Genomic DNA, 13,628 nt, shown 5'->3' on the forward strand with positions numbered 1-13,628 from the left:
TGATCTTTTGTTTTGAGGTCTCAGTCTAGCCAGTCCCGTTCCAACCTCAATGCGAAAACGGGTACAGTTTCCAGTAGGTCTTGATCTGCCGCCAGCGATGCGCGAGGCCATCCGGCTCGAAGATCAGGAAGGCGATGATGATCAGGCCGATGGCGATCTCGCGCAGGAAGGTCAGGTTGTTGTTGAGTTGCAAAGCGCGGTCGATCGCGCTGCCCTTCAGGCTGGCCGAAATCCACTCCATGGATTCCGGCAGCAGCACCACGAAGGCGGTGCCCATCAGTGTGCCGGAGATGGAGCCGGTGCCGCCGATGATGACCATGGCCAGGAACAGGATCGAACGCTCGATCCCAAAACCTTCGTTGGAGACCACCAGCTGATAGTGCGCGTAAAGTGCGCCGGAGATGCCGGCGAAAAAGGCGGCCAACCCGAACGACAGCGTGCGGTATTTGGTCAGGTTGATGCCCATGATCTCGGCCGAGAGATAATGGTCGCGGATCGCCACCAGCGCGCGGCCGTCGCGCGAGCGCATCAGGTTGGTCACCAGCAGATAGCTCACCACGACGTACGCCAGCACGACATAGAAGTATTGCCGGTCGCCGCGCAGCACGTAACCGAAAATCGAGAACGGTTCGGCCATGGCCGGCACCGAGCCGCCGGTAAACCATTCGGCGCGGGAGAAGAAGTCGAGCAGGATGTATTGCGCGGCCAGCGTCGCGATGACGAGATAGAGGCCTTTCAGCCGCGCCGCCGGTAGGCCGAAGATCAGTCCGACTAGCGCGGTGACCACGCCGGCCAGCGGGATGGCGAAGAACACCGGGATCGGCGCGTGGTTGGAGATGTAGGCCGAGGTGAAGGCGCCGAGCAGGAAGAAGGCGGCGTGGCCGATGGAGATCTGGCCGGTGAAGCCGACGAGGATGTTCAGACCGAGCGCGGCGATGCCGAAGATGCCGATCTGGATCAGCACGCTCAGCCAGTATTCGCTGAACAGCTGTGGCGCGAGGCACACCAGCACGATCCCTGCGATGCAGAAATTGCGGCTCGTGGCGGTCGGAAAGATGGTGGTGTCCGCCGCGTAGGAGGTGCGGAAGTCGCCGGCCGGAATCAGGGAAGGAGTTGCCATCAGGATCAGACCCGCTCGATGTCTTTGGTGCCGAACAGGCCATAGGGCTTGATCATCAGGATGATGATGAGCACGTAGAACGGCGCAATTTCATAAAGGTTGCCCCAGTGCAGGTATTCGCTGTCGACGAACTGCGCGAGGTTTTCCAGCACGCCGATGATGATGCCGCCGAGCACCGCGCCGCCGATTGAATCCAGGCCGCCGAGGATCGCCGCAGGAAACACCTTGATGCCGTAGATCGACAGCCCCGACGACACGCCGTTGACGACGGCGACGACGACACCGGCGACCGCGGACACCATGGCCGAGATCGCCCAGGCCATGGCGAACACGGTCTTGACGGAAATGCCCAGCGACTGCGCGACCTGCTGGTTGAACGCGGTGGCGCGCATCGCCAGGCCCCATTTCGACACCCGGAAGAACCACGCCATGCCGATCATCATCAGCACGGAGACCACGAGGCTCATGACATAGACGGTCTGGATCTGCAGCCCGGCGAAGCTGACGGAGTCGCTGGTGAACACCCGTGGGAACGGCTGCGGGCTGACCCCGTAGATCCATTTCAAGGACGCCTGGAACACGGTGGACAGCGCGATGGTCACCATGATCACCGAGATGATCGGCTCGCCGATCATCGGCCGCAGGATCACGATCTGGATGGCGATGCCGAAGGCGAACATGAAGATCAGCGTCATCGGCATGCCCAGCCAAAACGGCACCTGATATTTCGTCAGCAGCGTCCAGCACACCCAGGCGCCGATCAGCAGCAACTCGCCCTGCGCGAAGTTGACCACCTGCGTGGCCTTGTAAATCAGCACGAATGACATCGCCACCACGCCATACAGCGTGCCGACCACGAGGCCGTTGACGAGAAGCTGGAGCAGGAGGTGGGTGTTCATGATGGCCTGCACGCGAATGATGTGAGGCGGATCCCCTCTCCCCCGAGCGCAGCGAAGCGGAGCTTGGTGGGAGAGGGGGCCTGAGCGAAGCGAAGGCGGGAGAGGGGGCGCCACAGGTGAGGCCGGAGCGTGCGGTCCCCCCTCTCCCGAATGAGTTTCAGGTATCGGCCGGTGCAGCCCCCTCCCACCCTGCAAAGCTTCGCTTTGCTTGGGGGAGAGGGCACCATTACTGGCGCCGGGATATGTTGCTGCACCCTCATTCCGCCGCCTCCATCGCCGCGATCGGGCGATTGAGGTCGACGACCTCCAGCGTGGTGCGGATGCGCTGGGTGGTGCCGTCCTGGAAGCGGATCACGGTATCGACGGGGATCTCGCGGGCGCCGCCATAGATGCCGTCGATGATATCGGCGTATTTCTCGTTGATGACGCTGCGGCGGACCTTTCGCGTCCGGGTCAGCTCGCCGTCGTCGGCATCGAGTTCCTTGTAGAGCAGCAGGAATTTCGAAATCTGCTGCGCCGGCGGCAGCGTGGCGTTGACCGCCTCGACCTCCTTGCGAACCAGCGCATAGACCTCCGGCCGTGAGGCAAGGTCGGTATAGGTGGTGAAGGCCAGCCGGTTCTTCTCCGCCCATTTGGAGACGATCGAGAAGCGGATGCAGATCATCGCCGCCAGCACATCGCGCTGGTCGCCGAGCACCACGGTCTCGGCGATGTAGGGGGAGAACTTCAGCTTGTTCTCGATATATTGTGGCGAGAAGCGCTCGCCGCGCGCGGTCTGCGCGAGATCCTTGATGCGGTCGATCACCACAAGCTGCTTGGTGTCGTTGAAATAGCCGGCGTCACCGGAATGCATCCAGCCGTCGCGCAGGTCGGCGGAGGAGGCTTCCGGCGCCTTGAAATAGCCGAGGAACATGTTGGGGTGCTTGACCACGATCTCGCCGACCCCGTGCACGTCGGGGTCGCGGATCTCGATCTGGATGTTGTCGCCCATGGCCACGCCGGTGGTGTCGGGATTGACGGCATCCGGCTGGTGCAAGGTGAAGGCGCCCAGCGTCTCGGTCTGGCCGTACAGCGTGCGCAGCGGCACGCCCATAGCGCGAAAGAACTTGAATGTGTCCGGGCCCAGCGCCGCGCCGCCAGTCGCCGCCGAGCGCAGCCGGGTGAAGCCGAGCCGGTCGCGCAGCGCGCGGAACAGCACCGCGTCGGCGATCGCCGAATGCTTGCCTTCGGCCAGCGCGGCCAATCCGGCCTTCATGCCGTATTCGTAAAAATTCTGCTTCAACGGCGAGGCGTCCATGACGCGCGCGCGCACGTCAGCCGCGATGCCTTCCCACACCCGCGGCGCGAACAGCACGAAGGTCGGCGCGATCTCGCGGAAATCGTTCATCATGGTGTCCGCCTGCTCGACGAAGTTGACCTTCATCCGGCACAGCAGGCCTTTGCCCATGGCATAGACCTGTTCCATGATCCACGGCAGCGGCAGCACCGAGACGTATTCGTCGGACGAATCCTTGGGATCGAAGCTGAGATAGGTCGCGCAGTGGCCAAGCACGCGGCCGGCGGCCAGCATCGCCAGCTTGGGATGCGACGTGGTGCCTGAGGTCGTACACAGGATCGCGACGTCCTCGCCTTGGGTCGCGTCAACGAGTTGGTTGTACAGATCCGGCTCGCGCGCGGCGCGTTCGCGACCCATGGCGGCCAGCTTGTCGGCGCTGAGAAGGCGCGGGTCGTCGTATTTGCGCATGCCGCGCGGGTCGGAATAGACGATGTGGCGAAGTTCAGGCACCCGGTCGGCCAGCGCTAGCAGCTTGTCGACCTGTTCCTCGTCCTCGGCGAACACCAGTTTCGCTTCACCGTAGTTCAGGAGATAGGCGGCTTCCTCGTCGAGCACGTCGCGGTACAGGCCAAGGCTCATGCCGCCCACCGCATGGGCGGCGATCTCCGCCGCCACCCAGTCCGGCCGGTTGTCGCCGATGATGCCGATGACGTCGCCGCGGCCGAGGCCCAGTTCGACCAGACCCAGCGCGAAGGCCTTCACCCGGTCCTGATAGGCGTTCCAGGTGAACACGCGCCACAATCCAAAATCCTTTTCGCGCAACGCGATCTCGCCGCCATATTCGCGGGCGTTCAACCGCAGCAGCTTTGGAAAGGTGTCGGCCTGGGCCACCCGGCCTGCATAATCCATCATGCCGCGCTCTCCGAGATCGGGGTGTCGTCGGGATCGACCAGCACGTCGTCTTCCTCGCCGAGATAAGCGCGCTTGACATGGGGGTCGGCGAGCACGGCGGCGGGATCGCCCTCGGCGATCTTGCGGCCGAAATCCAGCACCATGACGCGATGGGAAATGTCCATCACCACGCCCATGTCGTGCTCGATCATCATCACCGTCATGCCGAACTCCTCGTTGAGGTCGACGATGTAGCGGGCCATGTCCTCCTTTTCCTCGAAGTTCATGCCGGCCATCGGTTCGTCGAGCAGGATCAGGCTGGGCTCCAGCGCCATGGCGCGAGCCAGCTCGACCCGCTTGCGCAGGCCATAGGGCAGGGTGCCGGCGGTGGCCTTGCGCACGCTCTGCAGATCGAGGAAGTCGATGATCTCCTCGACCTTGCGGCGGTGTTCCAGTTCTTCCGTGCGCGCGCCGGTGAGCCAGTACAGCGAGCCTGTCAGGAAGTTGTTCTTCAGGAGGTGATGGCGCCCGACCATGATGTTGTCGAGCACGCTCATGTGGTGGAACAGCGCGAGGTTCTGGAAGGTGCGGCCGATGCCGAGGCCGGGCCGTGCATTGGGGTTGAGCGCGGTGATGTCGCGGCCGCGATAGAACAGCCGCCCCTCGGTCGGGCGATAGCGGCCGGAGATGCAGTTGACGATCGAGGTCTTGCCGGCGCCGTTGGGGCCGATGATCGAGAACAGCTCGCCGTCACGCACGGCGAAGCTGACGTCGGTCAGCGCCCGGACTCCCCGAAGCGCAGGGACACCCCGCGCACCTCCAAAGCGTGTTCCACGCTGTTCCTCCCCTGCAACGGCGCTTAGGCGCTCTGTTGTTTTGATCTGTTACGTCAAACCTACACGGGTCCGGCACCGTACCCTATTCGACTAACGACAGGTGCGCCGTCATTCCGGGACGCTCCAGCGGCGCCGCCTTTTCCGCTGTCATCGCCCGCGAAAGCGGGCGACCCAGTAAACATCGACTTCAGCGATAGAAACGCAGGCTTGCGTGTACTGGATCCCCGCTCGGCGCGCACCTTCGGTGCGCTGGGCGGGGATGACAACGGAGCGGGTGATTTCCGCCCTACCTTCACACCTCCAGCCATTCCTTGCGCACGGCGTCGTTGGCCTTGAGTTCGGCCGGCGTGCCTTCGAACACGATGCGGCCGTGGCCCATGACGTAGAGCCGATGCGAGATGCGCATGGCGATGGACAGCTTCTGCTCCACCAGCAGGATGGCGACGCCGCGTCGCGCGATTTCGGCGATGAGGTCGCCGACCTGCTGCACGATGATCGGCGCCAGCCCCTCGGTGGGTTCGTCGATCATCACCAGGTCGGGGTCTCCCATCAGGGTGCGGCAGATCGTCAGCATCTGCTTCTCGCCGCCGGACATCACGCCGGCGGCGGTATCGACGCGCGCGGCGAGGTTGGGAAACATCTCGAGCATGTCGTCGAGCTTCCACTTGCCGGGATGCTTAGGATCCTTGATTCCCAGCATCAGGTTCTGGCGGACCGTCAGGCCCGGGAAGATGTCGCGATGCTCGGGCACGTAGCCGAGGCCGAGATGCGCGATCTTGTAGCTTGGCAGCCCCGCAATATCCTTGCCCTTGAAGCGCACCTGGCCCTGCGGCGGCACTTCGCCCATGATCGCCTTCACCGTGGTGGAGCGGCCGACGCCGTTGCGGCCGAGCAGGCTGACCACCTCCCCGGCATCGATATGCATGTCGACGCCCTGCAGGATGTGGCTCTTGCCGTAATAGGCGTGGAGGTCCGTGACTTCGAGCATTACGCAGCCTCCTCGCCGAGATAGGCTTCGCGCACCTTGGGATTACCGCGGATCTCCTCCGGCGTGCCCGACGCGATGATCTGGCCGTAGACCAGTACTGAGATGCGGTCGGCGAGGCCGAACACCACGCTCATGTCGTGCTCGACGATCAACAGCGTGCGGCCCTCGGTAAGGCGGCGGATCAGCGCGACCGCGCGTTCGGTCTCAGCGTGGCTCATGCCGGCGGTGGGCTCGTCGAGCAGGATGACATCGGCGCCGCCGGCGATGGTGATGCCGATCTCCAGCGCGCGCTGTTCGGCATAGGTCAGCAGCCCTGCCGGCACGTCGCGCCGGGCGGTCAGGCTGATGTCGCCCAGGATCTGCGCGGTGCGCTCGCGCACCTCCGGCAGGTTGTCGATGTTCTTCCAGAACGCGTAACGCTGCCCGGTGGCCCACAGCACAGCGCAGCGGATGTTCTCCCACACAGTCATGTTGGCGAACACGTTGGTGACCTGAAAACTGCGCGACAGGCCGCGGCGGTTGATCTGAAACGGGGGCAGGCCGGAGATCACTTCGTCGCGCAGCAGAATCTGGCCCACCGTCGGCTTCATGTAGCCGGAGATCAGGTTGAACAAAGTCGACTTGCCGGCGCCGTTGGGGCCGATCAGAGCATGGCGCTCACCTTGCGCCACGGCGAGGTCGACATTGCGGATCACCTTGGTGATGCCGAAGGCCTTCTCGACCCCGCGCAGCTCGATGGCGGTGCTCATGCGGCGATTCCTTTTTCGCGCGCGGCGCCGAGCGCATCGTCCCAGGCCCGCGCGACCCGACCCCAGCTCTTCTGCGCCAGATAAAATCCGCCGAAGATCAGAAGTGCGGCGATTCCCCAGATATACGGGTTCGCAGCATCGAACGGGATTCCGAACGACTTGATGTGGGAATCGTCGCCTGGATTGACGGTGAAATGCACGATGGTCTCGATCGCCAGCATCAGCCCGGTGATCATCGCCAGGGTCGGGACGAGGGCGACGGCATAGCTCGGCAGCACGCGGCCGAGCGTGCCCGCCCGGATCAGCGGTCGGTGCATCATCAGGAGCCCGGTGAGCCCGCCCGGCGCATACATCACCACGACGATGAAGAACAGGCCGAAATACAACTGCCATACCGGGGTGAGGTCGCTCAGCCCCAGCGACAGCACGGTGACGAAGATCGCGCCGACGATGGGGCCGATGAAGAAGCCGATGCCGCCGATATAGGTCGAGAACAAGACAGTGCCTGACTGTACCGCGCCGAGGTAGGCCGAATTGGCGATCTCGAAATTGATCGCGGCCAGGGCGCCGGCAATGCCTGCGAAGAAGCCGGCGAAACAGAAAGCGAGATAGCGGATGACGTGCGGGTCGTAGCCGACGAATTGCACGCGCTCGGGATTGTCGCGCACCGCGTTGCACATCCGGCCTAGCGGCGTGCGGGTCAGGGCATACATGGCGATGACGGCGAGCAGCGTCCACGCCGCCACCAGATAATAGATCTGGATCTGCGGCCCGAAACTCCAGTCGAACAGCCGAAACACCTTGGTGCGGTTGGCAGAGACGCCGGCCTCGCCACCGAAGAAGGTGCGCAGGATCAGTGCCGACGACGCCACCAGTTCGGCGAGGCCGAGCGAGATCATGGCAAAGGCGGTGCCGGAGCGCCGTGTCGACACCCAGCCGAGCAGGGCTGCGAACAGCAGGCCGGCGAGGCCGCCGACCAGCGGAATCAGCGGCAGCGGGACGGCGAACTTGTTCTTCGCCACGATATTGATGGCGTGGATCGCGAGGAAGCCGCCGAGCCCGTAATAGACCGCGTGGCCGAACGACAGCATGCCGGTCTGGCCGAGCAGGATGTTGTAGGACAGCGCGAAGATGATGGAGATGCCGACCAGGCTGAAGGTGGTCAGCGCGCCTCCCGAGGAGAACAGTTTTGGCAGCACCAGCAGCGCCACGATGACGGCGAGCCAAAGTCCGTAGAATTTCAGCTTGTCGGCGGCGGCCGGCAGCGGCGGCGCGACGGAGGAGGTGGAGGCGAGGTCGCTCATGTATCGCGTGTTCCCAGGAGACCCATCGGGCGGAAGATCAGGATCAGCACCAGCAGCATGTAGGGCATGATCGGGGCGATCTGGGCGATGGTGACGTTCCAGATGTCGGACAGCCAGGTGGCGGCGTAGTCGGGGCTGAGCGGTCCGAAGGCGCCGGCCAGCGAGCCGTTCATCGACACCGCAAAGGTCTGCACCAGTCCGATCAGCAGCGACGCCACAAAGGCGCCGGGCAGAGAGCCGAGGCCGCCGACCACAACGACCACGAACAGGATCGGCCCGAGCAGCCCGGCCATGTTGGACTGCGTCACCAGCGCCGGCCCGGCAATGACGCCGGCGACGGCGGCCAGCGCGGTGCCGACGCCGAACACCAGCATGAAGATCCGCCCGACATTGTGGCCGAGATGGCCGACCATGTGCGGATGGGTGAGCGCGGCCTGCACGATCAGGCCGATCCGCGTCCGCTTGAGCGCCACCAGCAGGCCGATGAAGATCACCACCGACACCAGCAGCATGAACATCTTGAAGGCGGGATAGTTGGTGGAGAAGATGGTGAAGGCAGGAAAATCGAGCAGCGGCGGCACGCGGAAATCCACCGGGCTCTTGCCCCATATGATCTGCACGATTTCCTCGATGGCGAAGGCAAGGCCGAAGGTGAACAGCAGTTCGGCGACGTGGCCGTTCTTGTGCACCCGGCGCAGGCCATATCGCTCGACGGCGGCGCCGATCGCGCCGGCCAGCAGGGGGGCGATCAGCAGCGCGGGCCAGAAGCCGACCCAGCGGCTGATCTGGAAGCCGAAGAAGGCGCCCAGCATGTAAAAGCTGGCATGAGCGAAGTTGAGCACGCCGAGCATGCTGAAGATCACCGTCAACCCGCTGGCCATCAGGAACAGCAGCATGCCGAACAGGACGCCGTTGAGGGTGGAGATGACGATCAGTTCAAGCACGGTGGACCTAATGGTGATGAGCGTTGATCAGCAAAGCGAAAGGAGTCGCTTCCTTCTTTACCTCTCCCCGCTTGCGGGGAGAGGTCGGCATTCGCGCGAAGCGCGGATGTCGGGTGAGGGGGAGCCAGCGAGTGAAACACAGAATCCCTCTCACCCCGACCCTCTCGCCGCCTAGCGAAGCTTCGCTTCGCAGGGCGGGGAGAGGGAGCTACGGCGCCCGTGGCGTCAGCAGCACTTCTGCCGATCTTACGGCCGCTCCATCTTGCAGGTGGTCGGCAGTTCGGTGGCGGCGGTGTCGATCTTGGCCACCAGTTTCCAGCCCCAGCCGGTCTTTTCCTCGTCGAACGGCTCCTTCGCGCTGCGTTCGCCGAGCGAGGAGATGTAGATCGGCTGGAAGAACTGATGGTCGGACTTGCGCATCACGCCCTTGCCGCCGTCGAACACCTCCCACTCCATGCCTTCGAGGGCCGCTGCGACCTTGACCGGATCGAGCGACTTGGCCTTTTCGGCGGCGGCAGCGAACATCCGCATCTCGTTGACGGCGCGGGGGTAGAACAGGCTGAAGTCATACTTGGCGCGGATCGCCTTCTCGAATTCCTGCGACGACTTGTGGTCGAGGTTCGGAATGCCCTCGCCGACCTGGAATACCTGGTGGTCGAGATTGGCCTGCTTGATCGCGGTGGGACCACCGGTGCCGCCGGCATAATAGGTGTACCAGTTGACCTTCAGTCCGGCGTCGGCGGCGGCCTTCAACAGCAGCGCAAAGTCCTGCCCCCAGTTGCCGGTCACCACGCTGTCGGCGCCAGACGCCTTGATCTTGGCGATGTAGGGCGCGAAGTCGGTGATCTTGAGCAGCGGATGCAGTTCGTCGCCGACAATTTGGATGTCGGGCCGCTTGGCCGCCAGCATCTTCCTGGCCGCGGAGCGCACGGACTCGCCGAACGAATAGTCCTGGTTGATGAGATAGATCTTCTTGATCGCCGGAACGCCCTTCATGTAGTTGGTGAGCGCTTCCATCTTGATGTCGGAGCTGGCGTCCCAGCGGAAATGCCAGAAGCTGCATTTTTCGTTGGTGAGCACCGGGTCGACCGCGGCATAGTTGAAGTACAGGACTTCCTTGCCGGGATTGCGATCGTTGTGTTTGGTGATGAAGTCTGACAGTGCGCCGGCCACCGCGGAGCCGTTGCCCTGGGTGATATAGCGCACGCCGCTATCGATCGCCTTCTGCGCCTGGATCAGGCTTTCCTGAGGATTGGTCTTGTTGTCGAGCGGCACGATCTCGACCTTCTTGCCGAGAATGCCGCCCTTGGCGTTCACCTCGTCGGCGAGAAACTGGAAGGTCTTGTAGCCGACCTCGCCGACACTGGCGCCACCGCCGGACAGTGGATCGATGTAACCGATCTTGACGGTTTCCTGCGCCATCGCGGTCGTCGCGAGCAAAGGCAGTGTTATGGCAGCAATGAGTGCGAACCTGCGCATCGGATTCTCCCTGGAAGTTTTTGTTGGCCGCTGTTGAAACGCCGGGCTTTGCGCCCGTCCGTTAGAGACCTTGCGCCAATTGTGACCCAACGGTGCGAAAGCCGCAAGCACGACATAAGTGCAGTGTGATGCCCGGGAGCGCGAGCTGCGCTGTCGCGCCCCGGGAATGACGACGAGGCGTCTTACTTGCCGCTCGCGGCCTTCGCCTTTTTCGCGATCGCCATGTCGCCGATGATTTCCGCGGCGCGCAATTCGGCAATCTCGGCGTCCGACAGTCCGAGCAACTCTCCGAGCACTTCGGCATTGTGCTGGCCGAGCGTCGGCGCGAGATGCTCGACCGGGTAGGGCATCTCGGCGTCGCCTTCGCGGTAGGCAACCGACGGCAGCAGGTGTGGCCCCATGAACGGCCGCTCCACTGACTGCCAGTGGCCCACCTTGACCAAATGCGGGTCGCCGGGCAGGTCCATCGGCAGCCGTGCTACGCCGGCGGGGATGCCGTGCGCCTGCAACGTCACCATCGCGAGGTCGGGCCGCACGGTGGCAGTCCAGTGTCGCACCGCGACCTCGATGCGGTCCTCCTCGGCGCGCCGTCCCTCGGCCGATGCCAGACGCGAATCGCCGGCAAGGTCGGGGCGATGCATCACCGCACACAATGCCTGCCATTCCGCATCGCTGCGCACCGCCAGCGTGATCCACTGGTCCTCGCCGGCGCAGGGGAAGCAGCCGTTCGGCACGAAGCGCGGGTGGCGGTTGCCGATCCGTGGGCCGGACGTGCCGGTGGCGGATTGTTCGATGATCGATGGCGCCACCAGCGGCAGCAGTGCTTCCACGGCGCTGAGATCGATGTGCTGGCCCTCGCCGGTGTTGCGCTGATGCATGAAGCCGAGCAGCAGCGCCGCGGCGGCGCTGACGCCGCCGACTGGATCGCCGAGCGCCGCATGCAGCATGGTCGGCGGGTCGCCCTCGCGTCCGGTGACCGAGGGCAGGCCGCAGGCCTGCTCCAGGGTCGAGCCGTATGCGCGCACGCCGCTCCACGGCCCGCTCATGCCGAACGCCGGCATGGTCACCACCACCAGCCGCGGATTGATCGCGAGCATCGCGGCAGCATCGAGCCCCATACGCGGCAGCACGTCGGCGGCATAGTTGTCGATCACCGCATCGGCATCGGCGAGCAGGCGCTTCAGCAGGGTCATGCCCTGCGGCCGGGTGAGGTCCAGGGTGATGCCGCGCTTGTTGCGGTTCATCTGCTGGAACCAGTAGATCTTCTCGTAGGTGCGCTCCGGATAATACGGTCCGCGGGTGTCGGTGCCGCGAAACCAGTCGGGATACTGGCAGGATTCGACCTTGATGACGTCGGCGCCGAGATCGCCCATCTGCCGCGTCGCCGACGGCCCGGCCCAGCCCATGGTGAGGTCGAGGATGCGCAGGCCCTTCAGCGGCTGTGGATCGTCCGGCGTCGCCGCGCGGCTGGCAACGCGCTTGCGCGCGGGCAGGGCCTCGCCATCGTGCTCGCCGGCCAGCGGCGCGCGACCGTTGGGCAGCGGCCGCGATCTGGTCAGGTATTGCGGCAGCACCGGCGCGTCGAACGATGCGCCGCCGATCGCGACCGGCGCGAAGGCGCCGCGCTCGCGGTAATAGGGCTGCTGCAGCAGTTCGGCCATGTCCGGCACGATTGCCAGCGGAATGCGCAGTTCGATGCCGCGCTCGAACCAATGCTGCGCGGTGTGCTGCATCAGCACCGGCTGGAAGATCCCCAGCAGCTCGGCGGAATGGGTGGTGCGCTGCAGGCTGTCGGCGAAATGCGGCTCGGCTTCCAACTCGGGCAGGCCGATCATCGTGCAAAAGGCGCCCCACTGAGCAGGCGTCACCACGGTGATGCCGAGCCAGCCGTGTTTGGTCGGGAAAGTGCCGACCGGATAGCCGCGGCCGAAGCGGTTGATGGCGAGACGCGGCCGGGTGAAGCCGACCTCCAGCGCCAGGCCGGTGTCGAACTCGCTGATCTGCAGCATGGAAGCCAAGGCGCTGACCGCAAAGCGCCGCGCGCCATGGGCACGACCATACAGGCCGGCGAGGCTTGGAATGAAGGCGGTGGTACCGGCCATCACCGCGATCTGGCCGTCGCGCGGCAGCACCGGCGGGCCCTCCAGCGGCCCCACCAGCTTGACGCTGCCGGCCAGCGAGCGGCACACCGAATCCGTGGCCTGGTAGTCGCGATACGGGCCGTGCTCGCCGAACCATGACAGCGCGGTGATGGCGAGGCCTGGCTGCCGACGACGCAATTCGTCGTGCGGCAGCAGCGAAGCCTGGATCGCCGACGGCGGGCGGCCGTCGAGCAGCAGGTCGGCGGTGGCCAGCAACGCGCTTATTCTTGCGACATCGGCAGGCCGGTCGAGATCGGCGATGATGCTGCGCTTACTGGTGTTGAGCCAGGCGAAGGTCCCGCTCTCGCGGCGGCCATCGCCGGCATCGACAAACGGGGCGATGCCGCGCAGCGGATCGCCACCTGATGGTTCGACCTTGATGACCTCAGCGCCGAAATCGGCGAACAGTTTTCCACAATAGCTCAGGGCGTCGCCGGATCCGATTTCCACGACGCGCATGTCCGACAACGGCAATTTCGGCATTTCCACCCGATCTTGTTCTTGCTTGCCCGCATCATGTCGACGTCGGTGGGGACGTCAAGTCAACTCATGAGAAAGGGGCAGCCGTCGATATTTCGTCGCTCTCTGAACTTCCAGGAAGGATGAACGGATTCGCGCACATTGCCGCTACCCGGTCGCAACATCGATCATCGCGCCCACGAATCTGAAGCGGCGGCGCTAAGAGATCAGCATACGCAAATATCGGGCCACGCGTCGGGTATTTCTACATCAAGCGAGATCGGTGGTGGCCCCACCTCGGGACCCAGACCCGCACCAATATCTTCAGACCTAATGCCAGGCCGGGAGTTTCTACCTTCCCAGACGAGTTCGAAGGCCATCGCTCCCGGCATCTTGTGACCGTTCGATAGTTTTGCGAGTTTGGACAGTACCGGATGTGAATGACGCCGCACTCTCGGAGGACGAAACTTTGAAGGCAATTCCTACATGGAGCCTCGTTTAATTGCGCGATATGCAAACGAAGCCCAATTTGCGGGATGGTC

Annotated in this window: 9 protein-coding genes and 1 pseudogene; all 10 read right to left on the reverse strand. The window is 64.2% G+C overall.

Annotated features, from left to right (window positions below):
* Positions 1-46 precede the first annotated feature (46 nt).
* Positions 47-1,120, reverse strand: a complete 1,074-nt coding sequence (locus ACUXVA_RS14775) for a branched-chain amino acid ABC transporter permease (protein WP_445492947.1) — start codon at positions 1,118-1,120, stop codon at positions 47-49.
* A 5-nt stretch (positions 1,121-1,125) separates the two neighbouring features.
* The gene (locus ACUXVA_RS14780; RefSeq protein WP_265079615.1) at positions 1,126-2,019 is read right to left on the reverse strand and encodes a branched-chain amino acid ABC transporter permease; all 894 of its coding nucleotides are present in this window, start codon (positions 2,017-2,019) and stop codon (positions 1,126-1,128) included.
* A 256-nt stretch (positions 2,020-2,275) separates the two neighbouring features.
* A complete protein-coding gene (locus tag ACUXVA_RS14785; protein ID WP_445492948.1) occupies positions 2,276-4,207 on the reverse strand; it encodes a long-chain fatty acid--CoA ligase in 1,932 nt (643 codons plus the stop codon).
* Positions 4,204-5,021, reverse strand: a pseudogene (locus tag ACUXVA_RS14790) (ABC transporter ATP-binding protein). The gene ACUXVA_RS14785 and the pseudogene ACUXVA_RS14790 overlap by 4 nt, the downstream one beginning before the upstream one ends.
* A gap of 293 nt (positions 5,022-5,314) precedes the next feature.
* A complete protein-coding gene (locus tag ACUXVA_RS14795; protein ID WP_265079614.1) occupies positions 5,315-6,010 on the reverse strand; it encodes an ABC transporter ATP-binding protein in 696 nt (231 codons plus the stop codon).
* Positions 6,010-6,759 (reverse strand): ABC transporter ATP-binding protein, encoded by a 750-nt coding sequence (locus ACUXVA_RS14800; protein WP_265079613.1) that lies wholly within the window; start codon positions 6,757-6,759, stop codon positions 6,010-6,012. The genes ACUXVA_RS14795 and ACUXVA_RS14800 overlap by 1 nt, the downstream gene beginning before the upstream one ends.
* Positions 6,756-8,063 carry a branched-chain amino acid ABC transporter permease gene (locus tag ACUXVA_RS14805; protein WP_265079612.1) on the reverse strand — a complete coding sequence of 436 codons (1,308 nt, stop codon included), beginning with the start codon at positions 8,061-8,063 and terminating at the stop codon, positions 6,756-6,758. Before ACUXVA_RS14805 ends, ACUXVA_RS14800 begins: the two co-directional genes overlap by 4 nt.
* Positions 8,060-9,007: a branched-chain amino acid ABC transporter permease gene (locus tag ACUXVA_RS14810; protein WP_445492950.1), complete on the reverse strand. Its 948-nt coding sequence runs from the start codon at positions 9,005-9,007 to the stop codon at positions 8,060-8,062. The genes ACUXVA_RS14805 and ACUXVA_RS14810 overlap by 4 nt, the downstream gene beginning before the upstream one ends.
* A 246-nt stretch (positions 9,008-9,253) precedes the next feature.
* On the reverse strand, positions 9,254-10,486 hold the full coding sequence (locus ACUXVA_RS14815; protein ID WP_265079611.1) for a branched-chain amino acid ABC transporter substrate-binding protein: 1,233 nt from the start codon (positions 10,484-10,486) through the stop codon (positions 9,254-9,256).
* 182 nt (positions 10,487-10,668) lie between these two features.
* Positions 10,669-13,110, reverse strand: coding sequence for a CoA transferase (locus ACUXVA_RS14820; protein ID WP_445492952.1), 2,442 nt, complete (start codon positions 13,108-13,110; stop codon positions 10,669-10,671).
* Positions 13,111-13,628: the final 518 nt, after the last annotated feature.

This window comes from Rhodopseudomonas sp. RCAM05734, assembly GCF_052658035.1.

What these genes read in the sequence shown, in the direction of transcription:
- ACUXVA_RS14795 (WP_265079614.1), bottom strand. Translation starts at nt 6,010, where the DNA reads ATGCTCGAAGTCACGGACCTCCACGCCTATTACGGCAAGAGCCACATC.
- ACUXVA_RS14805 (WP_265079612.1), bottom strand. Translation starts at nt 8,063, where the DNA reads ATGAGCGACCTCGCCTCCACCTCCTCCGTCGCGCCGCCGCTGCCGGCC.
- ACUXVA_RS14785 (WP_445492948.1), bottom strand. Translation starts at nt 4,207, where the DNA reads ATGATGGATTATGCAGGCCGGGTGGCCCAGGCCGACACCTTTCCAAAG.
- ACUXVA_RS14780 (WP_265079615.1), bottom strand. Translation starts at nt 2,019, where the DNA reads ATGAACACCCACCTCCTGCTCCAGCTTCTCGTCAACGGCCTCGTGGTC.
- ACUXVA_RS14800 (WP_265079613.1), bottom strand. Translation starts at nt 6,759, where the DNA reads ATGAGCACCGCCATCGAGCTGCGCGGGGTCGAGAAGGCCTTCGGCATC.
- ACUXVA_RS14820 (WP_445492952.1), bottom strand. Translation starts at nt 13,110, where the DNA reads ATGCCGAAATTGCCGTTGTCGGACATGCGCGTCGTGGAAATCGGATCC.
- ACUXVA_RS14815 (WP_265079611.1), bottom strand. Translation starts at nt 10,486, where the DNA reads ATGCGCAGGTTCGCACTCATTGCTGCCATAACACTGCCTTTGCTCGCG.
- ACUXVA_RS14775 (WP_445492947.1), bottom strand. Translation starts at nt 1,120, where the DNA reads ATGGCAACTCCTTCCCTGATTCCGGCCGGCGACTTCCGCACCTCCTAC.